This is a genomic window from Acinetobacter sp. YH12134 (assembly GCF_013418555.1).
Classification (GTDB): domain Bacteria; phylum Pseudomonadota; class Gammaproteobacteria; order Pseudomonadales; family Moraxellaceae; genus Acinetobacter; species Acinetobacter indicus.
Window position 1 is genome coordinate 158,018 of the sequence record NZ_VPBT01000004.1, and the last position, 23,996, is coordinate 182,013.

23 protein-coding genes, 1 rRNA gene and 1 pseudogene are annotated in these 23,996 nt (G+C 48.5%); 20 read left to right on the top strand and 5 right to left on the bottom strand.

The genetic code is table 11. The features are described from left to right. The first annotated feature begins 151 nt into the window (after positions 1-151). Positions 152-835 (top strand): TetR family transcriptional regulator, encoded by a 684-nt coding sequence (locus FTU69_RS04885; protein ID WP_045796571.1) that lies wholly within the window; start codon positions 152-154, stop codon positions 833-835. Positions 836-865: 30 nt separating this feature from the next. On the opposite strand, the gene FTU69_RS04890 is transcribed toward FTU69_RS04885, so the two are convergent. Continuing rightward, on the bottom strand, positions 866-1,483 hold the full coding sequence (locus FTU69_RS04890; RefSeq protein WP_016658685.1) for a thiol:disulfide interchange protein DsbA/DsbL: 618 nt from the start codon (positions 1,481-1,483) through the stop codon (positions 866-868). 181 nt (positions 1,484-1,664) lie between these two features. Between FTU69_RS04890 and ubiG the strand changes: the two genes are divergently transcribed. The 14 genes from ubiG (at position 1,665) to FTU69_RS04960 (ending at position 13,686) form a co-directional block, all read left to right on the top strand. After that, complete coding sequence (gene ubiG, locus FTU69_RS04895) at positions 1,665-2,381, top strand: bifunctional 2-polyprenyl-6-hydroxyphenol methylase/3-demethylubiquinol 3-O-methyltransferase UbiG (RefSeq protein ID WP_016658684.1); 717 nt, start codon at positions 1,665-1,667, stop codon at positions 2,379-2,381. Further along, positions 2,378-3,073 (top strand): HAD family hydrolase, encoded by a 696-nt coding sequence (locus FTU69_RS04900; protein WP_075167943.1) that lies wholly within the window; start codon positions 2,378-2,380, stop codon positions 3,071-3,073. The genes ubiG and FTU69_RS04900 overlap by 4 nt, the downstream gene beginning before the upstream one ends. Positions 3,074-3,098: 25 nt before the next feature. Next, the gene (locus FTU69_RS04905) at positions 3,099-3,845 is read left to right on the top strand and encodes a YciK family oxidoreductase (protein ID WP_180103559.1); all 747 of its coding nucleotides are present in this window, start codon (positions 3,099-3,101) and stop codon (positions 3,843-3,845) included. 171 nt (positions 3,846-4,016) lie between these two features. Beyond that, on the top strand, positions 4,017-4,436 hold the full coding sequence (locus FTU69_RS04910; protein WP_005180979.1) for a hypothetical protein: 420 nt from the start codon (positions 4,017-4,019) through the stop codon (positions 4,434-4,436). A 177-nt stretch (positions 4,437-4,613) separates the two neighbouring features. Next, a complete protein-coding gene (locus tag FTU69_RS04915; RefSeq protein ID WP_005180980.1) occupies positions 4,614-4,769 on the top strand; it encodes a hypothetical protein in 156 nt (51 codons plus the stop codon). A gap of 229 nt (positions 4,770-4,998) precedes the next feature. Next, a complete protein-coding gene (locus FTU69_RS04920; RefSeq protein ID WP_005180983.1) occupies positions 4,999-5,394 on the top strand; it encodes an RcnB family protein in 396 nt (131 codons plus the stop codon). A 244-nt stretch (positions 5,395-5,638) separates the two neighbouring features. Then, the gene (locus FTU69_RS04925) at positions 5,639-5,992 is read left to right on the top strand and encodes an RcnB family protein (protein WP_005180985.1); all 354 of its coding nucleotides are present in this window, start codon (positions 5,639-5,641) and stop codon (positions 5,990-5,992) included. Positions 5,993-6,126: 134 nt separating this feature from the next. Beyond that, positions 6,127-7,482 (top strand): amino-acid N-acetyltransferase, encoded by a 1,356-nt coding sequence (argA, locus tag FTU69_RS04930; RefSeq protein ID WP_104498700.1) that lies wholly within the window; start codon positions 6,127-6,129, stop codon positions 7,480-7,482. Positions 7,483-7,816: 334 nt separating this feature from the next. Continuing rightward, positions 7,817-8,800: a sulfonate ABC transporter substrate-binding protein gene (locus FTU69_RS04935; protein WP_005180991.1), complete on the top strand. Its 984-nt coding sequence runs from the start codon at positions 7,817-7,819 to the stop codon at positions 8,798-8,800. A 10-nt stretch (positions 8,801-8,810) separates the two neighbouring features. After that, positions 8,811-9,806 (top strand): aliphatic sulfonate ABC transporter substrate-binding protein, encoded by a 996-nt coding sequence (locus FTU69_RS04940; protein WP_180088840.1) that lies wholly within the window; start codon positions 8,811-8,813, stop codon positions 9,804-9,806. A gap of 36 nt (positions 9,807-9,842) precedes the next feature. Then, the gene (ssuD, locus tag FTU69_RS04945) at positions 9,843-11,018 is read left to right on the top strand and encodes an FMNH2-dependent alkanesulfonate monooxygenase (protein WP_168383880.1); all 1,176 of its coding nucleotides are present in this window, start codon (positions 9,843-9,845) and stop codon (positions 11,016-11,018) included. Then, positions 11,018-11,833 carry an aliphatic sulfonate ABC transporter permease SsuC gene (gene ssuC, locus FTU69_RS04950; RefSeq protein WP_160240810.1) on the top strand — a complete coding sequence of 272 codons (816 nt, stop codon included), beginning with the start codon at positions 11,018-11,020 and terminating at the stop codon, positions 11,831-11,833. The genes ssuD and ssuC overlap by 1 nt, the downstream gene beginning before the upstream one ends. Before the next feature lie 13 nt (positions 11,834-11,846). Further along, entirely contained in the window at positions 11,847-12,650 is an 804-nt protein-coding gene (locus FTU69_RS04955) for an ABC transporter ATP-binding protein (protein WP_180088842.1), read from the top strand. Positions 12,651-13,032: 382 nt separating this feature from the next. Further along, a complete protein-coding gene (locus FTU69_RS04960; protein WP_180103560.1) occupies positions 13,033-13,686 on the top strand; it encodes a TetR family transcriptional regulator C-terminal domain-containing protein in 654 nt (217 codons plus the stop codon). Positions 13,687-13,729: 43 nt separating this feature from the next. On the opposite strand, the gene FTU69_RS04965 is transcribed toward FTU69_RS04960, so the two are convergent. After that, a complete protein-coding gene (locus tag FTU69_RS04965) occupies positions 13,730-14,296 on the bottom strand; it encodes a 5'-nucleosidase (protein WP_218946408.1) in 567 nt (188 codons plus the stop codon). 298 nt (positions 14,297-14,594) lie between these two features. On the opposite strand from FTU69_RS04965, the gene ribF reads away from it, so the two are divergent. The 5 genes and pseudogenes from ribF to FTU69_RS04990 all read left to right on the top strand — a co-directional run bounded on the left by ribF (position 14,595) and on the right by FTU69_RS04990 (position 20,197). Beyond that, positions 14,595-15,599 (top strand): riboflavin biosynthesis protein RibF, encoded by a 1,005-nt coding sequence (gene ribF / locus FTU69_RS04970; RefSeq protein WP_180088886.1) that lies wholly within the window; start codon positions 14,595-14,597, stop codon positions 15,597-15,599. A gap of 61 nt (positions 15,600-15,660) precedes the next feature. Next, a complete protein-coding gene (gene ileS, locus FTU69_RS04975; RefSeq protein WP_163140766.1) occupies positions 15,661-18,507 on the top strand; it encodes an isoleucine--tRNA ligase in 2,847 nt (948 codons plus the stop codon). Further along, a complete protein-coding gene (gene lspA, locus FTU69_RS04980) occupies positions 18,500-19,039 on the top strand; it encodes a signal peptidase II (protein ID WP_163140763.1) in 540 nt (179 codons plus the stop codon). The genes ileS and lspA overlap by 8 nt, the downstream gene beginning before the upstream one ends. Continuing rightward, positions 19,032-19,514 (top strand): peptidylprolyl isomerase, encoded by a 483-nt coding sequence (locus tag FTU69_RS04985; protein ID WP_005181033.1) that lies wholly within the window; start codon positions 19,032-19,034, stop codon positions 19,512-19,514. Before lspA ends, FTU69_RS04985 begins: the two co-directional genes overlap by 8 nt. 139 nt (positions 19,515-19,653) lie before the next feature. Further along, a pseudogene (locus FTU69_RS04990) lies at positions 19,654-20,197 on the top strand (NADPH-dependent FMN reductase). A gap of 503 nt (positions 20,198-20,700) precedes the next feature. Here FTU69_RS04990 and FTU69_RS04995 read toward each other — a convergent pair. The 3 genes from FTU69_RS04995 to rrf form a co-directional block, all read right to left on the bottom strand. Continuing rightward, positions 20,701-21,867: a PQQ-dependent sugar dehydrogenase gene (locus FTU69_RS04995; protein ID WP_180103561.1), complete on the bottom strand. Its 1,167-nt coding sequence runs from the start codon at positions 21,865-21,867 to the stop codon at positions 20,701-20,703. A gap of 369 nt (positions 21,868-22,236) precedes the next feature. Next, positions 22,237-23,586, bottom strand: coding sequence for an aromatic acid/H+ symport family MFS transporter (locus FTU69_RS05000; protein ID WP_016658670.1), 1,350 nt, complete (start codon positions 23,584-23,586; stop codon positions 22,237-22,239). A gap of 288 nt (positions 23,587-23,874) precedes the next feature. Next, positions 23,875-23,989: ribosomal RNA gene (gene rrf, locus FTU69_RS05005) — 5S ribosomal RNA — on the bottom strand. Positions 23,990-23,996: the final 7 nt, after the last annotated feature.

The window sequence follows — 23,996 nt, forward strand, 5'->3', positions numbered from 1 at the left end:
ACAGGTTTTGTCCCCGGGTCGGCTTTTACACAATCTCGCCACAGAAAAGCGGGCCCTGCACAGCCAATGCAACAGCATGGCTGCTGCCCGGGCCGATTCTGCTCTATAATAGCCACAGAGATGAATTTTTAAACAGTATCAGGGATGTGACATGTCGATTCGGGAAGAACGTAAGCAGCAAAGTCGTCAGGCCATTTTAGATGCGGCCCTGACCTTAAGTACTGCCGAGCGCTCTTTTAGCAGCATCAGCTTAAGGGAGATTTCCCGCCATGTCGGGCTGGTGCCAACGGCGTTCTACCGGCATTTTCAGGATATGGATGAACTCGGTGCAGAACTGGTCGATCAGGTGGCGCTGCATTTAAAAAGCATTCTGCATCAGCTGGGTCAGGCCTATTTATATCTGCCCAATGCCAAAACCCGGACCAGCGTCGAACTGTTTTTTCAGGCGGTGGATCAGCATCCGCAGCAATGGATTTTTTTAATTGCCGAGCGTTGGGGCGGCTCGGCCACGGTGCGTCAGGCCATTGCCCGGGAAATCGAGTTTTTAATTGATGATTTTGCCAACGACCTGAAACGGGTCGAAAGCGTACAGCATTTTGAACACCCGGAAGATTTTAAAGTACTGGCCAATATTTTAATTAACCTGTCCTTTAACTGGGCCATGAGCTGGATTGGCCTCAGTCGCCAGTTTGAAGGTGAGGCCCTAAGCCAGCAGCAGCAACAGTTTACCGAGCAGACCATTATCCAGGTGCAATTGCTGTTTCGTGGTATTAGCCATTGGGAACGCCCAAGCATCACAATGCCTGAAACCGCAGCACTAAAAAACCCGCTTTAAACAGCGGGTTTTTAACATCATGTTGGGCTTTTATTTGGCTTTACGTTCTTTATCGACCAGGTAGTTCACCACCTGAATCACTTTGCCGTTATCGCCCGACACCACATATTTACCATTGACCACCACTGCCGGCACACCGGTCAACTGGTATTGGCGCGCCAGTTTATTGGCCTGTGCCACTTTAGAGGTAATCGCAAAAGAGTTAAACATGCTGTTGAACTTGGCTTCAGGAATACCGTATTTGACAAAGAATTTGGCCTGGGATTTCTGGTCAAAAATCTGCTGGCCTTTGTCATGAATGGCATGGAATAACGGCAAGTGGGTACGTTTACGGACGCCCAGTGCTTCCGACACATAATAGCCGCGCGCATTCATTTCCCAGACCTGGTTCATGGCAGCCGGAGTGCGCACAAAGTTCACATCTTTTGGCAGCTTACGCAGCCAGGCTTGCATATGCGGCTCCAAGGTAAAGCAGTGGCCACAGCCATACCAGAAGAATTCACGGACTTCAATTTTACCCGGCACATCGACTTTGCCCGGATTGGCCAGTACGCGATAGTCTTGGCCTTCAACAAAATTGGCCGCCCATGCGCCACCTGAAATTGCAAACATTGCGGTTGCAAGGCTACCCAAAAGAAACTTTTTCATTGAACTTATTGTCCTCATAAATCGTTATGATTAGCTTATGCGAACACTATAAATCAATTATGCCGTTTTCGTTTTGCTTCTGTGAACTTTTTTACGGCTTTTATCGCTTTTTCCAGAATAAACGCTACACTAAACAGCATAGACTTTTTGAAATCATAATAACTTGATTGAGGTGACACCAATGTCGCAACTGAATGTTGATCCGCAAGAAATTGCCAAATTTGAAGCATTCGCAGCTATATGGTGGGATCAGCATTCTGAGTTCCGCCCTTTGCATCAAATTAACCCGCTCCGTTTAAACTGGATTGATGAACATTCAGGCGGACTGGCTGGCAAAAAAGTGCTGGATGTCGGTTGTGGCGGCGGCATTCTTTCGGAAAGTATGGCACGCCGTGGTGCCGATGTACTCGGAATTGATATGGGCGAGGCGCCGCTGAATGTGGCACGTTTACATGCCCAGCAGGAAGGCGTCGAAAATATTCAATATCGCCAGATTCCGGTCGAGCAACTGGCTGAAGAACAGGCTGGCCAGTACGATGTGGTGACCTGTATGGAAATGCTGGAGCATGTACCTGATCCGGCCTCAATTATTCAGGCCTGCCAGAAGCTGGTCAAACCGGGCGGCCATGTGTTCTTCTCGACCATTAACCGTAATCCGAAAGCCTATTTATTTGCGATTATTGGCGCGGAATATGTGCTGCGTATGCTGGCCAAAGGCACGCATGATTATCATAAATTTATCAAGCCGTCCGAACTGGCACACGATATTCGCAATGCCGGCCTGAAACTGAAAGATATGACCGGTTTGCACTATAACCCACTGACCAAACGCTACTGGCTGGCGCCCAATGTTGATGTCAACTATATGGTGCATACCCTGAATGAAGGTGGCCAATGAAAGCGGTTTTATTTGACCTCGACGGCACCTTAATTGATACCGCGGCCGACTTTATCCGTATTATTCAAGACATGTGCCGCGATAAAGGCTGTGACATTGTCGCCGCCGAGCAGATTCGCACCCAAGTCTCTGAAGGCGCACGCGCCATGGTCAAGCTGGTATATCCGGAGCTGGAAGTGGAAGACCCGGTCTTTTTAGGCCATCGCCAGCGCTTTTTAGACCTTTACGGCGCCGATATTGCGGTAGAAACCGACCTGTTTGAAGGCATGTATCCACTGCTAGAGCAGCTGGAACAGCAGCAAATTCCCTGGGGTATTGTCACCAACAAGCCACGCTGGCTCAGTGAAGCGCTGTTAAAAGCCCTGAACCTGACCGAACGCTGTGCGGTACTGGTCTGCCCGGAAGATGTCAGCAAGACCAAACCCGATCCGGAACCGATGTATCTGGCCGCAGCACAGCTGGGACTGGAACCGCAGCAGTGTATTTATGTCGGCGATCATCCACGTGATATTGATGCCGGACGCAATGCCAGCATGTACACCATTCTGGCGGCTTATGGCTATTTACCCTTACAACACAAAGATGACTTAACAGCCTGGCAGGCAGACTGTATAGTGAATAATGTCACAGAATTACATCAGGTCTTGCACCAGATGCTGTCACAGCAACAACAACATTCAATCACTTCATAATTACAGCAAAAAACGGAGGTCGATCATGAAATATTCAGAATATCAACCTCGCCCTGATCTGCTCAAAGATCGCGTGATCCTGATTACAGGTGCGGGCGACGGTATTGGACGTGCAGCCGCGATCAGCTTTGCACTGCACGGCGCAACCGTTGTCCTGCATGGTCGCACCCTGAATAAACTGGAAGTCATCTATGATGAAATTGAAGGTTTAGGCGCGCCGCAGCCAGCCATTCTTCCGCTCCAGCTGTCCAGTGCGTCATCGCGTGATTATGAATTGCTGGTCGATACGCTCGACAAGCAGTTTGGCCGTCTGGATGGCATTTTGCACAATGCCGGCATTCTGGGTGAACAGACCGAACTGGTGCATTATCCGGCTGATGTCTGGGATGATGTGATGGCCGTCAACCTGCGTGCACCCTTTGTTATGACCCAGGAACTGCTGCCTTTACTGGAAAAATCGGCACATGCTTCGGTGGTATTTGCCAGTTCGGGCGTCGGTCGTGAAGTACGTGAGCGTTGGGGCGCCTATTCGGTGTCTAAAATTGCCATTGAAGCGGTCAGCAAACTGTTTGCCCAGGAAAATGTACATCCGAATATCCGTTATAACTGCATTAATCCGGGCGCGACCCGCACCGCCATGCGCGCCAAGGCCTATCCGGATGAAGACCCGAAAACCTTGCCGACACCGGAATCAATCATGCCAGCCTATTTATATTTAATGGGCGATGACAGTCTGCACATGAACGGCCAGAGTATTGATGCGCAGGATTAATGCCCTTGCTGTATCCATGAAGGAAGCCCTGTGCTTCCTTTTTTATGCCCATCCATAAAGCTGTAATTGCTCCCACTTTGCGTAAATATACCGGTTTGGGCTTAAGTCGGCTTGAATTTTAGCAAAATTTGCCGATACTAAAGCCCTGTTTCTGATTATCCCGAGATGCCCATGTCTGACTTTAGCAATATCACAGTAACGACCCATGAAGATGGCATGGTGTCTTTATTGATTAATGGTCAAGCCATTTCTGAAAAATACGGCATGAAATTTGAAGCCAGTATTCTCGATGAACTACAGGCACTCGAGACCGGGCAAAACCTGAAACTGTTTGACCAGTTTATCTTTTCGCATACCGATCTGAACTTTGAACATCACTACAGCTATATCACCGGTATTTATAAACAGGCCGAGGACTATGCCGTCTATAAAAACTTTGTCTACCGGATTCTGGTCGATGGCCAAGCCCCGGTCGAGCATGTGATTACCAAACAGGGCCAGCCAATGAGCGCCGAAGATGTACGCGAATTTATTCAGGCGCATATCCAGAAGTCACTGACCGACTATACCGACCTGAAATATGCCTACTAAGCACATGCTTGAATCCAGGACCTGCGGGTCCTTTTTTATGCGCTGCTAAATTTTATACACTACCAGACCATAAATCGCATTTTTAAATCATTTTTATAAAATTATTCGGTTTTTCAAATTAAAACATCCAACCTATACTGCGACTTAACCGCAATACATCAATTAAAGGAGCAGCACATGGCCGACCAGCAACGTAAAAATGACATTATCCGTTCCATTGAACACTTACAACTACCCGCCAGCTTATTGGCTGTACTTGAAGATGGCCAGCAGGCCGAATGTCTGGCCCATGCCATCGACTCCTTGCAGGACTTAAGCCAGCAATGGAACTGACTGCGGGCAGAATCCCGGCAATACGGGCTAGGCTTTTTGCGCCCAATGTTGTATAACCAGTTCACGTGACAACAGATAAGTCTTTCATCGTCTGTTACTTTTCCAGCATAATATCCAAAATATCTCTGCTTTCGATAAAGAATTAACGATCTTTCTTCACAGTTTCTCTGCATTTTTTTCGTACAGTAAGACACAGTGAAATAAAAGACGATAAACGAGGTTTTTTCACATGAAAAAGATAGTGACAGTTATGGCGATCTCTTTCAGTGCGTTGCTGGCCAGCGGGATCACTGCGGCTGCACCTCAATTTGACAATCCGGGACGCGGCTATGAACAGTCACGTCAGCACGGTCAGGGCAAAAAACATCGTGAATATCGTGAATCCAAAGAGGTTTATGAAAAACGCCGCCAGCGTGAAGAACGGGGCTATCAGCGTTTACAGCAGCATAAATGGCAAACCGGTTATGTCATGCCGCAGCATTATCGTGGCAATGGCTACAAAGTCGAATATAAAGAGCATAACCTGCCTAAACCGGACCGCAAGCAGCAGTGGTATAAGGTCAATAATGACTATATTCTGGTCAATGCCGATACCCACAGTATTCTTAAAATCCTGTCTTTCTAAGCTGCACTCCAACCGTTTCAGTCTCACTCCTCGGTTGCCCAAACATTAGTTTGGGCTTTTTTATATCGGCAATTCTTTAAGCTGCTATTTTGGCTGTAGGGCAGATGCTGTCGGGCTTTCAGACTCTCCGCTTTTTCTTCATGATTTTCACAATTCATCTCAATTGCTCTCATCCTTTATCTCAACTTTCTGGTTAATTTGAAGGTATTCCAGAGATATACAGTTTGACTCAAAGGTGAGCGTCATGAAAAAAGTATTAACCACCATTGCCCTGTCTTTAAGTGCGTTTATGGCCACCACAGCCATGGCTGCGCCTGATCATCGTGATCATGACCGTCGTGCGGCAACCCACTACAAACATCAGGACAGCCGTTGGGACCGTGATCATAAACGTCCGGTTGTGCGCGTAAATCCAAGCCGTGACTGGCGTGTGGGCCAGACCTTACCGCGTGCCTATGACCAGTCCCGTTATAAAGTCAGTGACCGCGAAGCGCGTCGTTTACCAAACACCGGCCGTTATCAGCAGTGGTACAAAATTAATGGCGATTACGTGATGATCAACGAACGTACCAACCGGATTATTCGCATTATGGGCTAAGGGTTTCGTCTCATTTTCCCTTCCCTCTTTACACCTGAACCACCCCGTTCAGGTGTTTTTTTATTTTTTCAGCTTACGCCCCGGTATTTTTTGATTAGAATCCGCTATAAGACTTTTGCTTGATTGAGACCGGCATGCACCTGAATTCTACCGAAACATCACACAGCACAACTTTGCAATATGTGCACTGGTTTCGACATTCTGCGCCTTATATCAATGCCCATCGCAACAAAACCTTTGTGCTGATGTTTGATGGTGAAGCGGTCCTGCATGACAATTTCCAGCATATTATTCATGATATTGCCCTGCTGCATTCGCTGGGTATCCGGCTGGTGCTGGTGCATGGTGCCCGCCCGCAGATTAACCAGAATTTACAGGCCAGCCAGATCGACACCCCGTTTCATCAGCAACGGCGCATTACCACCCGCGAATCGTTAAGCTGTGTCATGAATGCAGTCGGTTCAATTCGCCTGCAGATTGAAGCCCTGCTGTCGATGGGACTGGCCAACTCGCCGATGTACGGCGCCCGCATTGATGTGGTCTCGGGTAATTTTATTACCGCCAAACCCTATGGTATTCGTGATGGGGTTGATTTCCAGCTGACCGGCGAAGTGCGCAGTGTCGATACCGATGCCATTCAGCGTCATCTGGACAATCATAATATTGTCGTACTCGGCCCGACCGGCTATTCCACGACGGGCGAAGTGTTTAATTTACTGGCTGAAGAAGTCGCCACCAAAACCGCGATTCGCCTGCAAGCCGACAAGCTGATTTTCTTGGGCAAACAGCAGGGTTTACTGAATGAACAGGGTCAGCTGCAACGTGAAATCCGCCCATCCCAGCTCAGTCATTATATTGGCCTGTATCAGGCCAGCCAGCCGGAAATGGCCCTGCATTTACGCGGTGCACAGGATGCTGCCACTCAGGGCGTCAATCGCGTACATCTGATTTCCTATGCCTCTGATGGCGCACTACTGGAAGAGCTGTTTACCCGCGATGGTGCCGGTACCATGATTACCGATGCGCATTATGAAGAAGTGCGCACCGCCAATATTCAGGATGTCGGCGGTCTCATCAGCCTGCTGCGCCCGCTGGAAGAAGAAGGTGTGCTGGTTTACCGTTCGCGGGAACGGCTGGAAAATGAAATTGAACAGTTTGCGGTGATTGAACGTGATGGCACCATTCTGGCCTGTGCGGCGCTGTATCCGCTACCGGTCAGCGACAATGAACTGCGCTCGGCGGAAATTGCCTGCGTGGCGGTACATCCGGCCTATCGTAAATCCAATCGTGGCAGCCAGATTCTGCATTATCTGGAAGATAAAGCCCGTAGCCTTGGTATTCAGCAGCTATTTATTCTGACCACCCGTACTGCGCACTGGTTTCTGGAACAGGGCTTTGAGCCGGCCAGTGTCGATGACTTACCCAATGCCCGCCAAGCCTTATACAACTACCAGCGTAATTCACTGGTCTGTAAAAAGTCACTCACCTGATCTGTTCAAGGCCGGCTTTAGCTCAATTTGGCATATGCTTATCTGCAGCTGGCCCAATTGTGCTGCATCTGGTATTAGCAGGAATTAGTATAAGCTTATTCCTGCGCCTTCAATTTAATAAAAATATTTTAAATACAACAATTTAACACTTAAGCTTTTAATAGATTATCTATTTTATAAATCAGATTTATGCATAAGATTTGCACATCTTTATTTATCTTTTTTCCTGATTAGAAATTCCTGATTTGTTATTTTTTTCGAAAAAGAAAAATCTTTAAGGTAGCTCTCATTCTCCACTTTTGAATTTTTTTAATTTCCGAGAGCAGGTATTTTCATGAGCAGCCTACGCCGTATTTTTTCAACTCAAAGCGCTATTTTATCTGCCGTGGTGGCGGGTGCCATGTTCATGACTGCCTGTAGCAGCCCCAAAGACGCCGACAACATTACCCTGAATATTGGTTTCCAGAAATACGGCATTTTACCGATTGTCAAAGAGCGCGGTGAACTGGAGCAGGCCCTAAAAGCCCAGGGTGTACAGGTGAAATGGGTAGAATTTCCAGCCGGTCCGCAATTATTGGAAGGTTTAAATGTCGGCAGTGTGGCCTTTGGTGAAGCCGGCGAAGCACCGCCCATTTTTGCGCAGGCAGCCAATTCCAAACTGGTCTATGTGGCCAACCAGCCTAAAGCGCCGCTAGCTGAGGCCTTAATTGTGCCTAAAGATTCGGCCATTCAGTCGGTGCAGGATCTAAAAGGCAAACGCATTGCTCTGAACAAAGGCTCCAATGTGCATTATCTGCTGCTGAAGCTGTTAGCAGCCAACCAGCTTAGCCTGCACGATATTCAAGTGGTGTATTTACCCCCATCCGATGCCCGCGCAGCCTTTGAACGTGGTTCGGTGGATGCCTGGGTGATCTGGGATCCGTTCTTTGCCGCAGCCGAACACCAGATTGGCGCACGGGTCATTGCCACCGGCGAAAATCTGGTCAGCAACCATCAGTTCTATCTGGCGGATCGTCAGTTTGCCGAACAGCATCCGCAGGTTCTAGACACCGTGGTGCAAAGCTTGAACAGCACCACGCAATGGGTGGCCCAGCATCAGGATGAAGCGGCTCAACTGCTGCAAAAACCGACCGGCCTGGATGTCGAGGTCTTAAAAACTTCAATTTCCCGTATGGGCTTTGGCGTACAGGCCATCTCTAGTGACGTGGCCAAAGAACAGCAATATGTAGCTGATGCCTTTTATCAGCAAAAGCTGATTCCACAGCAAATTCAGATTCAGGCGGCCCTGCTGAATACGCAGTCGACACAACAAGAATGAGGAATAAAAGATGCGTAAATTAACAACCTGGGCGCTGCTGGGCATTTCCACGCTGGGACTGGGTCTCAGCGGCTGCCAGAAACCGGAAGCCCACAAGGCGGTAACAGACAACAACTCAACTGAACAGGCGGTGAAAACCATTTCTATTGGCTACCAGAAATCTTCCTTAAATTTACTGGTGGCACGTGATGAAAAACTGCTGGAACAGCAGTTCCCACGAGCCAAAATTGAATGGAAAGAATTTCCGGCCGGACCCCAAATGCTGGAAGCCCTGGCCGTTGGCGCAGTCGATTATGGTTCAGTGGGGAATACCCCGCCCATTTTTGCCCAGGCGGCTGGCAAGGAGCTGAACTATGTCGGCTATGAAGTCTATGCCGACCATTCGCTGGCCTTAGTGGTGCCGCAGCAAAGTGCCATACAGACCCTGCAGGATTTAAAAGGCAAACGTATTGCCCTGCAAAAAGGCTCCAATGCCCATGAATTTCTGGCCAAAGTGCTGGCCAAAGCCAACTTGAACTGGTCAGATATTCAGCCAATCTGGCTGCCACCGGCCGATGCACGTGCCGCCTTTGACAAGCAGTCGATTGATGCCTGGGCCATCTGGGACCCGTTCCTGTCTGCGGTTGAACTGCATGGACAGGCCCGCCCGCTGATCAAGACCGGTGATTTTGACCAGACCTATTCGTTTTATGTGGCCAATCCCAAATTTATTGCCGCACATCCACAGGCCACCACCGGCTTTCTGGCGGCCCTGAATGCCGCGGATCAGTGGATTGTTAAACATCAGTCTCAGGCCCTAGAAATTTATCAGAAAAATACCGGCCTGGACCCGGCGGTCGCCAAAAACGCCTTTGACCGCCGCCTGAAACCATCACCGATTCAAAGCTTAAATCCGACGGTCATTCAGGCTCAGCAGAAAATTGCTGACCAGTTCTATCAGCTCAAGCTGATTCCAAAACCGATTGAGGTCCAGCCCATTGTCTGGACGGCTCCAACTGCAGATTGATGACCGAGTAATCCCATTGAAATAAAGGACGATAATATGAAAATTTTCTGGTTTATTCCCACCCATGGTGACAGCCGTTATTTAGGTACCAGCAAAGGTGGCCGTCAGGTCGATCATGCCTATATGAAACAGATTGCGGTGGCAGTGGACAATTTAGGTTATGAAGGTGTGCTGATTCCAACCGGCCGTTCTTGCGAAGATCCGTGGATTACTGCAGCCAGTTTAATTGATGCGACCCAGAACCTGAAATTTCTGGTAGCCTTGCGTCCAGGCGTGACCACACCGGCTTTAGCAGCGCGTATGGCGGCGACGTTTGACCGTTTATCTGGCGGCCGGGTATTGCTGAATCTGGTCACGGGTGGTGATGAACAGGAACTGAAAGGCGATGGTGTCTATGAAGATCATGCCACGCGTTATCAGACGGCTGCGGAATACACCACCATCTGGCGTGAAATTTTAACCCGCTCGCATACAGGTGAATCGTTCAGCTTCCACGGCGAACGCTTACAGGTCGATGAAGCCAAGCTGCTCTATCCACCAGTCCAGCAACCATATCCACCGCTCTGGTTTGGTGGCTCTTCCGATGCAGCCATTGAGCTGGCCACCGATCAGGTCGACACCTATTTAACCTGGGGCGAACCGCCGGCAGCAGTAAAAGAAAAAATTGAAACGGTACGTGCCAAAGCCGCGGCCAAAGGCCGCAGTCTAAACTATGGCATCCGTCTGCATGTGATTGTACGTGAAACCAATGAAGAAGCCTGGCAAGCAGCCAACGCGTTGATCCAGTATGTCGATGATGCCACCATTGCCGCAGCACAGGCCAAGTTTAAAGCGATGGATTCCGTCGGTCAGCGCCGTATGGCTGAACTGCACAATGGCGATCGCAGCAAACTGGAAGTCTCCCCAAATCTTTGGGCAGGCGTAGGCCTGGTACGTGGTGGAGCCGGTACGGCACTGGTCGGTGACCCTGAAACAGTGGCGGCCCGTATTCAGGAATATGCCGACCTGGGTATTAGCACCTTTATTTTCTCCGGCTATCCGCATCTGGAAGAATCCATCCGTTTTGCCGAACTGGTGTTCCCGCTGTTGCCGCTGGAAACCCGCAAGAAACTGGCACAACCGAATTTGACCGGTCCTTTTGGGGAAATTGTTGCGAATAACTATGTCGCCGCAGACAGCCAGGCGAGCAAACAGCTGAAGGAGCCGGCCTGATGAGTAAAACCATTTCTCTGGAGCAGCTGGCAGAGGCCAAAGTTTCACGTGGAACATCATTTGGGCAGCGGGTGCTGCCCTGGCTGGTGCCATTATTACTGATTGCTTTCTGGCAACTGGCCTCAAGTACCGGCCTGCTGGAAAGCCGGATTTTACCGGCACCAACGGCAGTGGTTAGTGCCTTCTGGGGCTTACTGGTCAGTGGCGAGCTGTGGCAGCACGTTCAGGTCAGTGCCGGACGTGCCCTCCTCGGCTTGTTGATTGGCGGTGGTTTGGGCCTGCTGCTTGGCCTGTTAAATGGCTCCTCCAAAACCGCCTCGACCCTGCTGGATACCACCTTGCAGATGATTCGTAATATTCCGGCTTTGGCGCTGATTCCGCTGGTGATTCTCTGGTTCGGGATTGATGAAACAGCCAAATTATTTCTGGTTGCGATTGGCGTGTTCTTTCCCATTTACATTAATACCTATCATGGCATTCGCTCGGTCGATCCACAGCTGATTGAAATGGGCAAAAGCTACGGCCTGAGCCGCTGGCAACTGTATAAGGAAATTATCTTGCCGGGTGCAATGCCTTCAATTCTGGTTGGACTGCGCTTTTCTTTAGGTCTGGTCTGGGTGCTGCTAATTGTCGCCGAAACCATCTCCGCCCAGTCCGGGATTGGCTATATGACTATGAACGCGCGTGAGTTTTTACAGACCGATATCGTGCTGGTTGGCATCCTGCTGTATGCCCTGCTGGGTAAACTGGCCGACGTACTGGCCGTGGCTTTGGAACGCTATTTACTGCGCTGGCATGCCGGCTACCAGAAATAAGGAGTGAGCGAAGATGAGTAATTTAATTGCTGGCTTGCATGCCGAGCACAGCAGCCCGAAACTGCGCAGCAATCCGGATATTCAGCCGCAGGCGGTGGCAGGTGCGGAAATCCTGATTGAACAGTTACACAAGTTTTATGGTTCGGTGAAGGTGCTGCAAGACCTGGATCTGCATATTCAGCCGGGCGAATTTCTGGCCATTGTCGGACGCAGTGGCTGTGGCAAAAGCACCCTGCTGCGTTTAATTGCCGATCTGGAAAAACCAAGCTACGGCGAAATCAAATTTAAGTCGGCACGGCATATCCACGAAGGCATTACCTCGGATGATATCCGGGTGATGTTTCAGGACCCGCGTCTGCTGCCATGGCGCAGCATCGAGCAGAATGTACAGCTTGGTCTGGGCAAAGACCAGTACGCACATGCCAGCGCCCTGCTGGAAAAAGTCGGTCTGAAAGACAAAGCCGGGCTATGGCCCTCGCAACTGTCTGGCGGTCAACGACAACGTACCGCGTTGGTACGTGCCCTGTCGCATCAACCGCGGATTTTATTGCTGGATGAACCTTTAGGTGCACTGGATGCCCTGACCCGTCTGGAAATGCAGAAGCTGATTGAACGGCTCTGGACCGAACAGGGCTTTACTGCCATTTTAGTCACCCATGATGTCAGTGAAGCGGTACAGCTGGCCGACCGGATTATTCTGCTCGATCGTGGTCATATTGCCAAAACCTTTCAGGTCAATTTACCGCGCCCGCGGCAAAAAAGTATTGCCTTTGCCGAACTGGAGCAGCAGGTGCTAGATGCAGTCTTGGCCACATGAGGATTAATTTTGATCTGAGCCTGCCCCCGCAGCTTTACCCTTAAATTCCGGCTCAATTTAAGGGTAAAACTTCATCTCGGTTTATGAAACTTTTGTGACATAGGCCCAAATAGATGCAGGATTATTTCTATAAACTATGTCTTATATTTTGATTTAAAATAAAAGAATAAAAAATCTTTGAAATCAAGCCTTCAGTTATATTTTTTACCAGACTCAAAAAGTGTGCTTTATAGGGCTTAAATTTAACAATCCTGTGGAAATTATTAGTTAATCTACAAAATTCTGCTGCATTTATCATAATTTGCAATAGACGAGGATGCACAAAACTGATGATTTGACGTACAATTCGTGATTCCCCCTTTTCATTGTTTTTTAATTGCTAATGGAAAAAAAAAAGAGTACTCAAAAACGACATCAGTTGCTGAACGCAGCACTCGACGTATTTTCCTTATACGGTTTTAATGGGGCGAGCTTAGATGAAATCGCTCAGATTGCAGAAATGCATAAGTCGAATATTTTCTATTACTATGAAAATAAAGAAGCGTTATATGTAGAAGTGCTGACCACTGTATTACAGAAATGGCTGGCGCCACTGCAAATGCTGGAAGCCGAGCTTGAACCTGAAGAAGCGATCACCAACTACTTATTGCAAAAGATTGAAGTGTCTCGCACCCAGCCAAAAGCTTCACGCCTGTTTGCGCTGGAAGTGATTCAGGGTGCCCCGCATATTCTGGAAATCCTGAAAGGTCCGCTGAAAAAACTGGTCAAGCGTAAAGCCAAAGTCATCAGCAACTGGCAGGAACAAGGCAAAATCTCCAAAGATATTGACCCTGAACTGCTGATTCTGAATATTTGGGCCCTGACCCAGAACTATGCAGACTTCGCGACGCAAATGGAAATGGTCACCGGCAAAACCCTGCGCAACCGCAGCATGCAGCAGCGCATTATCCAGCATACCGTGCATCTGATGCTTTATGGTATTGTGCCGCGTCCAGAACTGAATACCGCACCTCCCTCAGAATCAATCGACGATTGAGCATGATTTTGGCATACGACCATAGTTTGCTATGGTCGCCGAACTAAAAACCACTCTGCTGATATAACGACAATAATTTTTTCGCCCCCAGCAACAGATTTTCTTCCCAGTCCAGATGTGCCGTATCGTTGGCGCCATCGGTAATATATTTGACGGAAATCAGCCGTACATCCAGTTTTTTACAGACTTTGGCCAGCGCATAGCCTTCCATATCCACCAGATTACAAGCCACTTTCGGTGTACCAATTTCAAAGCTGTCACCGGTGCCACAAATACCAGCCGGTAAATGGGAAAAATGCTGCGGCAAATGAATTTCCGCCGGATGATCGTCATCCATGGGCGTCACTCCGACCTGAAAACCCAACGGCGATACATCCATATCACGCTGTACAAACTGGGTCACTTCCACCAGCTCATGCGCATTAAAATAGGAGCTGCCGGCCGTACCTAAATTTAACAGGGTTTTACAGCCAGTTTTCTGAATTACCTCAAAGGCTTTAAAGGCAGCATTAATCTTGCCAATACCACTATAATGCACCTCGATGCCAGCCTGTTCAAACAGACCTTTGGATTCACTCGGCAATGCCATAATTAAGGCCAGATCCGACATTATTGCTTCTCTACCGCAGTTGCTGGGAGCCACATTAGAAAGCAAAAGGCAGAAAAATAAAAGCTATCCCTGAAATGACAGGTCTTCCAACGACTCCACTTTTTTTCATATCTATGCAGCTTTTCAGTACTGGCTACGCGTTTCCATTTTCATTCGCTCCTGATAAAAACCCGCCAGTGCTGTGGCACCGGTCAAAAATGAGCAAGAAAAATTTTGCATAAAAACAGAACAACAAGACGAATGTGTGAGAATATGGCAATATATAGCCTTTCTTAATGTATAACGTCATTCTTTGCCCATGCAGCTCCTCCGTCTGAATGCTTTAGCGCCTGATTTTCAACTGGAAAAAACTGCCGTTACCATCGGTAATTTTGACGGCGTGCATTTGGGACATCAGGCCATGATTGCCCAGCTAAAACAGCTGGCAGCAGCCCAGCAGCTGAAAACCCTGGTGATGATTTTCGAGCCACAGCCGCTGGAATTTTTTAAAGGCTATGAAGCACCGCCACGCATCAGCTCCTTAAGAGAAAAAGTCAAATACTTAACCGAGCTGGGTGTAGACTATATTGCAGTCGCCAAATTTGATAATTATTTCCGCAGCTTAAGCGCCGAAGCCTTTGCCGACATACTCAAATATAAACTCAATGCCCACAGTCTGGTGCTCGGCGATGACTTCCATTTTGGCAAAAACCGTCAGGGCAATAGCGAGTTTTTGCAGCAATACGGCTTTCAGGTCACCAACTTAAACACTATTCTGGCCGATGGTGAACGGGTCAGCTCGACCCGGATCCGTCAGACCTTGCAGGCCGGTGATCTGGCGCTGGCCGCCAAATTGCTGGGGCGCCCGTATAGTATTACCGGCCGGGTACAATACGGCGACCAGATTGGCCGGACCATTGATTTTCCGACCATTAATGTCCGTCTGAACCGGCATAAACCCTGCCTGAACGGAATTTATGGTGTGGAAGTGGTCTGTGAAACTGAATCCTTACAAGCCAAAGTTCAGGCAGAGAATCCGAACCAGCCGGGAATTGCCGGCTATGACCCGACCGCGCTGTTTGGCGCCGGTCATGTCGGCACCCGACCAGCCATCAAACAGGACCATCCGGAATGGCGATTAGAAGTACATTTCCCCGAGGTTTCTGCTAATCTGTATGGTCTGTTAATGCGGGTGACGTTCTTAAACTATTTACATGGCGAAAAGGACTATCCTTCGCTTGAAGCCTTAAAAGCCGGAATTGATGATGATGTGGAGAAACTGCTTGAGTTTCGCCGCAGCACCCCAAAATTCCCTTTTGAATAACTCACATTTTTACTGTAAAACGTGTCAGTCAAATGGCTGATTAAATTGGAAGACAACTTGCATGAGCGATAAGCAAACTCCTGAAAATGCAGTGGACTATAAAGCCACACTGAACCTCCCAGGTACTGACTTTGCAATGAAAGCAAACCTCGCAGTACGTGAAGCGAAATGGTTAGAAGAGTGGTATGCCGATGACATTTATCAGCAGATTCGTGCATCGCGTATCGGCAAGAAAAAATATGTGCTTCATGACGGCCCTCCGTATGCCAATGGTCAAATCCACCTTGGTCACGCGGTTAACAAGGTCCTGAAAGACATCATCATTAAAAGCCGTGTCATGGACGGTTTTGACGCGCCATATGTGCCAGGCTGGGACTGTCACGGTCTTCCAATTGAACTGAAAGTTGAAGAAAAAGTTGGCAAAGTCGGCGTCAAAGTTGATGCTTCGACCTTCCGTAAAGCCTGCCGTGAATATGCCTACACCCAGGTTGAGCTGCAGAAAAAAGACTTTATCCGTATGGGCGTGTTCGGCGACTGGAACAACCCATACCTGACCATGAACTTCAAGCAGGAAGCAGATATTGTCCGTTCTCTGGGTGCCATTGCCAAAGCCGGTCATATCGAGCCAGGCCTGAAGCCAGTGAACTGGTGTCTGGACTGTGGTTCAGCGCTGGCAGAAGCTGAAGTTGAATATGAAGATAAAAAATCCGATGCGATTGACGTCGGTTTTACAGTGGTTGACTTAGCTGATTTGTCTGCACGTCTAGGTGTTGATGTTAAAGACTCAACCGATATCGTGATCTGGACCACCACCCCATGGACCCTGCCAGCCAACCAGGCGGTAGCATTACATGCCGAACTTGAATATCAACTGGTCAAGGCGCGCGGTGAAGAACAGGCCGAGCAAAACTTTATTCTGGCAAAAACACTGGTAGAATCTGCGACCCAGCGTTATGGCTTCAATTCATTTGAAGTGCTGGCCGAGTTTGCCGGTAGCAAACTGGAAAATCTGGTGCTGCAACATCCGTTAATTACTGAGCGTCAAGTGCCGGTGATTCTGGGTGAACACGTCACCGATGCCAGCGGTACAGGTGCCGTGCATACTGCACCGGGCCACGGTGTAGACGACTATAAAGTCGGCCTGCAATACAACCTGAAAGTCGACAACCCGGTGGGCGGCAATGGCGTGTATTTACCGACTGCGCCAATTTTTGCCGGTGAACATATTTATAAAGCCAATCCGCAAATTATTGCTGCGCTGGGCGAAGCCAACAAATTGTGGGCACATCATCCAATCAAGCATAGCTATCCGCACTGCTGGCGTCATAAAACTCCAATTATCTTCCGTGCCACACCACAATGGTTTATCAGCATGGATGCCAAAGGTTTACGCCAAGGCGCCCTGAATGCAATTGAAAACGAGATCAGCTTCGTGCCAGATTGGGGTAAAAACCGGATTCAGGCAATGATTGAAGGTCGTCCGGACTGGTGTATTTCGCGTCAGCGTACGTGGGGCGTGCCAATTCCATTCTTCGTGCATAAAGACACCAACGAACTGCATCCACGTACCCCTGAACTGATCGAAGAAGTGGCTAAACTGATTGAACAGGAAGGCATTGACGGCTGGTATAACCGTGAAGCCAAAGACTTCATTGGTGATGATGCTGAACACTACAACGCCGTACGTGACACCTTAGACGTCTGGTTTGACTCAGGTACAACCCACTATGCCGTGCTGCGTGAACGTGAAGAACTGCAAGATCCGGCCGATCTGTATCTTGAAGGTTCGGATCAGCACCGTGGCTGGTTCCAGTCTTCACTGCTGACCTCGATTGCGATCAATGAACGTGCGCCATACAAAGGCTTGTTGACGCATGGTTTCGTGGTCGATGAAAAAGGCCGCAAAATGTCGAAGTCGCTCGGAAATATCATTACCCCGCAAGACATCATTAAAGACATGGGTGCAGACGGCTTGCGTTTCTGGATTGCCTCTGCGGATTACCGCTATGAAATGACCGCCGGTAAAGAAATCTTTAGCCGTGCCTCAGACGGTTACCGTCGTATCCGTAACACGCTGCGTTTCTTGCTGGCCAACTTAAATGGCTTTAAACCATCGACTGATGCCCTGCCGGTGGATCAGCTGATTGCGCTGGATCAATACATCCTGCAACGTGCGTCTGAAGTACAAGAAACCATCAAGAAAGCCTATGAAGATATGAACTTCCATATCGTCACCAGCGCCTTGACCAACTTCTGTATTAATGACTTGGGTGGTTTCTACCTCGACATCATCAAAGACCGTCAGTACACCACCAAAGCGGACTCGCAAGCGCGTCATTCTGCGCAAACTGCGCTGTATCACTTGGTACAAGCCTTTGTTCGCTGGATGGCACCAATCCTAAGCTTCACTGCCCAAGAAGCGTGGCCACTGATTCCTGAGCAATCAGAAAAATATGTATTCACCGCTGAATGGTATGAGCTGCCGGTGGCCTCTGAAGCCAACGTGCTGGCTGAAAGCGAATGGCAGACTTTAATTGCAGTAAAATCTGCCGTGAACAAGTTTATTGAAGCGGCGCGTACTGCAAAAACTGTCGGTTCTAACCTGTCTGCCAAAGTGGAGCTGTGGGCCAATGCCGAGCTGAAAGCAGCGCTGGATAAACTGGGTGATGAACTGCGTTTTGTCCTGATTACCTCTCAGGTGATTGTGAATGAGTTTGATGCCGCACAAGGCGAAGCTTCTGATCTTGACGGTCTGAACGTGAAAGTGTCTGCCGCAGATGGCGAGAAATGTGTACGCTGCTGGCACGTCCTGCCAGATGTGAATACACATCCTGCACATCCAGGTTTATGTGGTCGTTGTATTATTAACCTCCCGACAGGCCAAGGCGAAGAGAGAAAATATGCCTAATCCACAACCGAAAAAGGGCTTATTCCAGTTCTATCCGCACAATTTGTGGTGGATCGGACTGTCTATTGTGGCGATTATTCTGGATCAATGGACCAAATGGATTGCAGTCACCCATCTGAATTATGCAGATCCGGTGCCTGTGCTGCCCTTTTTAAATTGGACATTACTGCATAACTATGGCGCAGCCTTTAGTTTCTTGTCCGATGCGGGTGGCTGGCAACGCTATTTCTTCACCTCACTGGCAGGTTTGGTGTCCATGATCTTTGTGTTCTGGCTAATGCGTATGCCAAAGAACATGCTGGTATTACCGCTGGCCATTGCCCTGATTCTGGGCGGGGCCATTGGTAACCTGATTGATCGGGTCGCTTTGGGCTATGTGGTCGACTTTATTCATGTCTACTACAACAACAGCCACTTCCCTGCCTTTAATATTGCAGATAGTGCCATTACCTTAGGCACCATCTTGCTTCTTATTGATACGTTTTTCCTAGAAAAACACCGTATTCAACGTGCGCAGGCGCAACATGACTGAATTTATCAATCCGAACGAAGACACTCGTATTGAAGCGGGTTCTAAAGTTGAACTTCACTTTTCTGTGGCCATTGAAAGCGGTCCGGAAATTGACAATACCCGTAGCCGTGCCGAACCGGTCAGTCTGGTGATGGGCGATGGCAGCCTGTTACCGGGTTTTGAAAAAGCCCTGTTTGGCTTGCGTGCTGGCGACCGTCGTACCGTCAGCCTGCCGCCCGAAGAAGCTTTTGGTCCATGGAACCCGGAAAATGTCCAAACCTTTGACACCGTCAAGTTTGAACAGCGTCCGGTTGAAGGCCACATGATCGAGTTTGAAGACAAGGCCAAACAAAGCCTGTATGGCGTGGTCAAATCGGTCAATGATGACATCACTGAAGTCGACTTTAACCATCCACTGGCCGGTAAAGACATTACCTTTGAAGTGGAAATCTTTAAAGTCACCCCAGCGGGCCAGCAAGGCATTCAACTGAAATAAAAGTTCCACATTTTTGAAAAGCTCCTTCGGGAGCTTTTTTTTATGCCATTTTCATGAGGCAGATACAAACTGACTCTATTCAGGCTAACGCAATTCACGTTAATTTGATCCCTACAGCAAAAACAACACAGGATAAAACATGAATATTCAGATTATTGTCGGCAGTGTACGCGAGGGACGTACCGCCATTAAAGTCGCACACTGGGTACAGCAGGCCATTAAAAGCTATAACTTTAGTACCGTGCAGACCGAGCTGGTCGATTTAAAAGAATGGAATTTACCCCCTGTTTGCCGGTCCGAATCCGCCGCTAAGCGGTATTTATGACCAGCCGCGTCAACAGGAATGGGCCGACAAAATTGCCCAGGGCGATGCCTTTATTTTTATCAGCCCCGAATATAACCATGGCTATAGCCCGGCCTTGAAAAATGCGCTGGATTATCTGGGCAAAGAGTGGCAAGGCAAACCGGCGGCTTATATCGGCTATGGTGCCACCAATGGATCACGCTCGATTGACCAGATCCGTCAGGTCGGCACCCAGCTAGGACTGATTGACAGCAATGCAGTGGTGGAAATCCGCGATATTTTTAGCCGTAACCGTAGCGAAAGCTTTGAACCGAATGAATTTGATGACAAGACCCTGAAACAGGTAGTCGACAAGCTGATTCAATATGTCAGCTCATAATGCCAGCAGCCCTGTAAGCATTTTCTTACAGCAGCTGTGGTGAACTGCGACTAGGGCGCAGAGCGCTTTCATTTTATAGTACCCACATACAGAGACAGGAGGTCTCTTAAATCAAAACAATAACAATAAAAGCAACAACAGCAGGATGCTGATCGGTACGACAGGAGTTATACCGGAATAATGAATCCAGAGAAGCCCGGACAGGATGTTCGGGCTTCTTTTATTTCAGTCCTTTATGTTCTGGTTCTTGTAGATGATGCGCTATTTTAAATCAATCGCTGTTGTACGCCTGAGCGTACAGTACTTGTCGGGTTTTGCGGCTGGTTGGTTCTGATCGCCTGACGTATATTAAAACCATACCGGGACAGGAGGTCTCGTTGCATAAAACAATAATCATAAGCCGCATGCAGGATGCACGCACAGATATAACAGGAGTGATATCTGAGAACTGAATCTAAAAAGCCCCGACAGGACGTCGGGGCTTTTTATTATCTACGAATTCATTATTTGGCTGTCATTTTCAGCAAGCTGGCGCCTTTGCCATCTTCAATGGCCCATAAATGACCGTCACGCGCTTCAATCACCCCGCGAATACGCTGTTTCATGTCCAGCCGTTGTACTTCACGTACCGGTTGAGCCTGGGTATCAATCACAATAATCGCCTGCGACGACAATCCTCCGGCAATGGCCTTATTTTTCCACTGTGGAAACTGATCGCCACGGTAAAAGATTAAACTCGAAGGTGAAATAACCGGGGTCCAGTCCAGTTCTGGCGCTTTAAATTCTGGCCGGGTCGCATGATCCGGAATTGGCTGACCACTATAATGATCGCCATTGGACACGATCGGATAGCCATAATTGGCGCCTTTTTCAATCCGGTTCAGCTCATCTCCGCCTTTGGGTCCCATCTCAATTACCCACAGCTGCCCCGCCGGGTCAAATGCCATACCTAAGGGATTCCGATGCCCCAGGCTCCATACCTGTGCCGCAATCTGGCCCTGAGCACGGAACGGATTATCTGGCGCAGCGCTACCATCTGCATTTAAACGTAAAATTTTCCCTAAATTGGAGTTCAGGTCCTGTGCCGGATCGAACTTTTGTCGCTCTCCCGAACTGACCCACAAATAGCCGGCCTGATCAAACAACAGCCGGTGAGCATAATGCCCCTGCCCTGGAATTTTCGGCACTTGGCCCCAGATCTGCTGTACATTTTTCAATTGTGGCTGAGCCGCATCTTTTAAATCCAGCTCGGCACGCGCCACCACCGCGCCATAACCGCCTGTGCCGGCTTCCACATAACTTAAATAGACCCCGCGATTCTGGGCAAACTGTGGATGCAGCGCGACATCACCCAAACCGCCCTGCCCGCCATAGGCAACTTTGGGGACACCTTTAACCTCAAGCAGCAGTTTATTGCTCGGGTTAAACAATTTGAGTCGTCCACGCTTTTCAGTAATTAACAAGCGGCCATCGGGCAGCTCAGCCATCGCCCACGGTTCCTGTAAGCGCGCCACCCGTTCCAGCTGATAAGACTGGCTGGTCTTGCTAGTTTCACTGCTTTGGGCGGCTTTCGCTGAATTGGCAGGCTCGGTCTGGGCATTACATCCGGTGGTTAATCCTGCGATGAGCAATGCCGCAGGCCAGGTCAAATATTGTTGTAGTTTTGCCATGACATTTCCTAAAACAGAACAGACAATACTTTGATTGTAGCCCAAAGCCAGTTTTGACCAAGAACACTTGCGTAACCTGCCGGACTTTGTCCGTTTTAGCTTACACCGAATGAAGACAATTGAGGCTAGGAGCAAACCTAGAATTTTCGTATTCTAAATTCATCAGGAAACAGGACGTTTCCCAAACGGAAAACAACAATAATTAGTTTGCGCACCAGGATCGTGAGGTACGACAGGAGTTATACCTAAAGCACGAAATACGAAGAAACCCCGTCAGGATGATGGGGTTTCTTTTTATCTGTGGTTTTTGTTTTCTTAATGCCATAAAAAAGCCCCCAATCTATGGAGGCTTTTTTCATTTAATACCAATTAGGCTTTGGCAATCGCCGCTTTGCCTGCTTTAATCTGTTCTGCTTCATCTTCACTCATGATCAGCGCCACGGCAATTGCGGTAATCAATACCGGTAAACCGACAGCAATAAAGTTGAAGTGTGCTGGCAGGTTCATACCGAGTAAGCCACCAATCAGGATTGGTCCAACAATCGCACCCATACGGCCAATTGCAGATGACCAGCCAATTCCGGTTGAACGTACTGCCAGTGGATAGTATTGCGCCACATAACTATACAGCAACATTTGTGAACCGATTGACGCTGCACCCGCCAAGAATACCAAGATGTACAGCAAGAACTGGTTTGACTGGAAGCCCATCAGACTCATCACAATCGCGCCCATAATCCCCAGGAACATCAACACCGGTTTCAGATGGAAACGGTCAGCCAGAATACCACCGCCGACAATACCAACCACGGCACCCACGTTCATCACCATCATGAACATCAGACTATTGTCCATTGAATAGCCTGCCGCCATCATCAGTTTAGGCAACCAGCTGCTTAAGGCGTACATGGTCAGCAAGCAGGTAAAGAACGCTAACCAGAACAATAAGGTGTTTAACGCACGGCCACGTTTGAACAGGCTTACCACGTTGGCTGCTTCCGGCACATCGACCTGATGCAGTTCAAATTTGGTTTCATTGCTAATCTGCACTTCTGGGGCCAAGCGGGCCATGATTGGACGCGCCTGTTCCTGCTTGTTCTCTTTCACAATAAACATCAGCGATTCAGGCAGGAATTTCCAGATAATTGGCAACAGCAACAGTGGAATACCGGCAATAAAGAACATGATTTCCCAGCCAAAGCTTGGGGTTAACCAGGCACCCAATAATGCTGCCATCACACCACCCACTGCATAACCACTAAACATGGTGGTCACCAGCGTACTACGCATGTTCTTTGGCGCGTATTCAGAGGTTAAAGCCACCAGGTTAGGCATCACCCCACCAATCCCTAAACCGGCCAGGAAGCGTAAAATACCGAATTCTGTCGGATTAGAAGCAAAGCCACCTGCGAAGGTTAGACCACTGAATAACACAATACAGATCATGATGACTTTTTTACGGCCAATTTTGTCGGCCAGCGAGCCGAAAATCATGGCACCGAACATCATCCCTGCCAATGCAGTACTGGCCAGCATACCGGCTTGCACCGCACTTAAGCCCCACTCGTCCATTAATAAAGGCAATACCACACCATTAATGGCTAAATCATAACCATCAAATAAAATGATCAGTAGACACCATGCCACTACATTAAAATGAAATGGTTTAAATTTTGCGTGATCAATGACATCATTTACGTTAATAGTTTGATGTGTCATTCCTCACCTCCTGTGAGTCTGTGTTTCAGTGAACTTCCATAGCAACCCATAATGAAGACCCTCATTTCGAGCCTTCTTCATCCACACTTTGCTAGTGGAGTAGATGGTGCAACTTTCACACAATTTACAGAAAATAAGAATTGAACATTAGTCTACAATCCTATTAATAATTAAAGTTTTATATATTATTCTCATTAGACATAAGTTTTATTTTGCTTTATTAAGCACACAAATTCCTCGCATAAAAAAATCCCCCTGCTGTTTAAGCTCGGGGGATTTTGAATAATGAGCTGGCGATGACTTACTCTCACATGGGTAACCCCACACTACCATCAGCGCTAAGAGGTTTCACTTCTGAGTTCGGGAAGGGATCAGGTGGTTCACTCTTGCTATTGTCGCCAGCACAACTG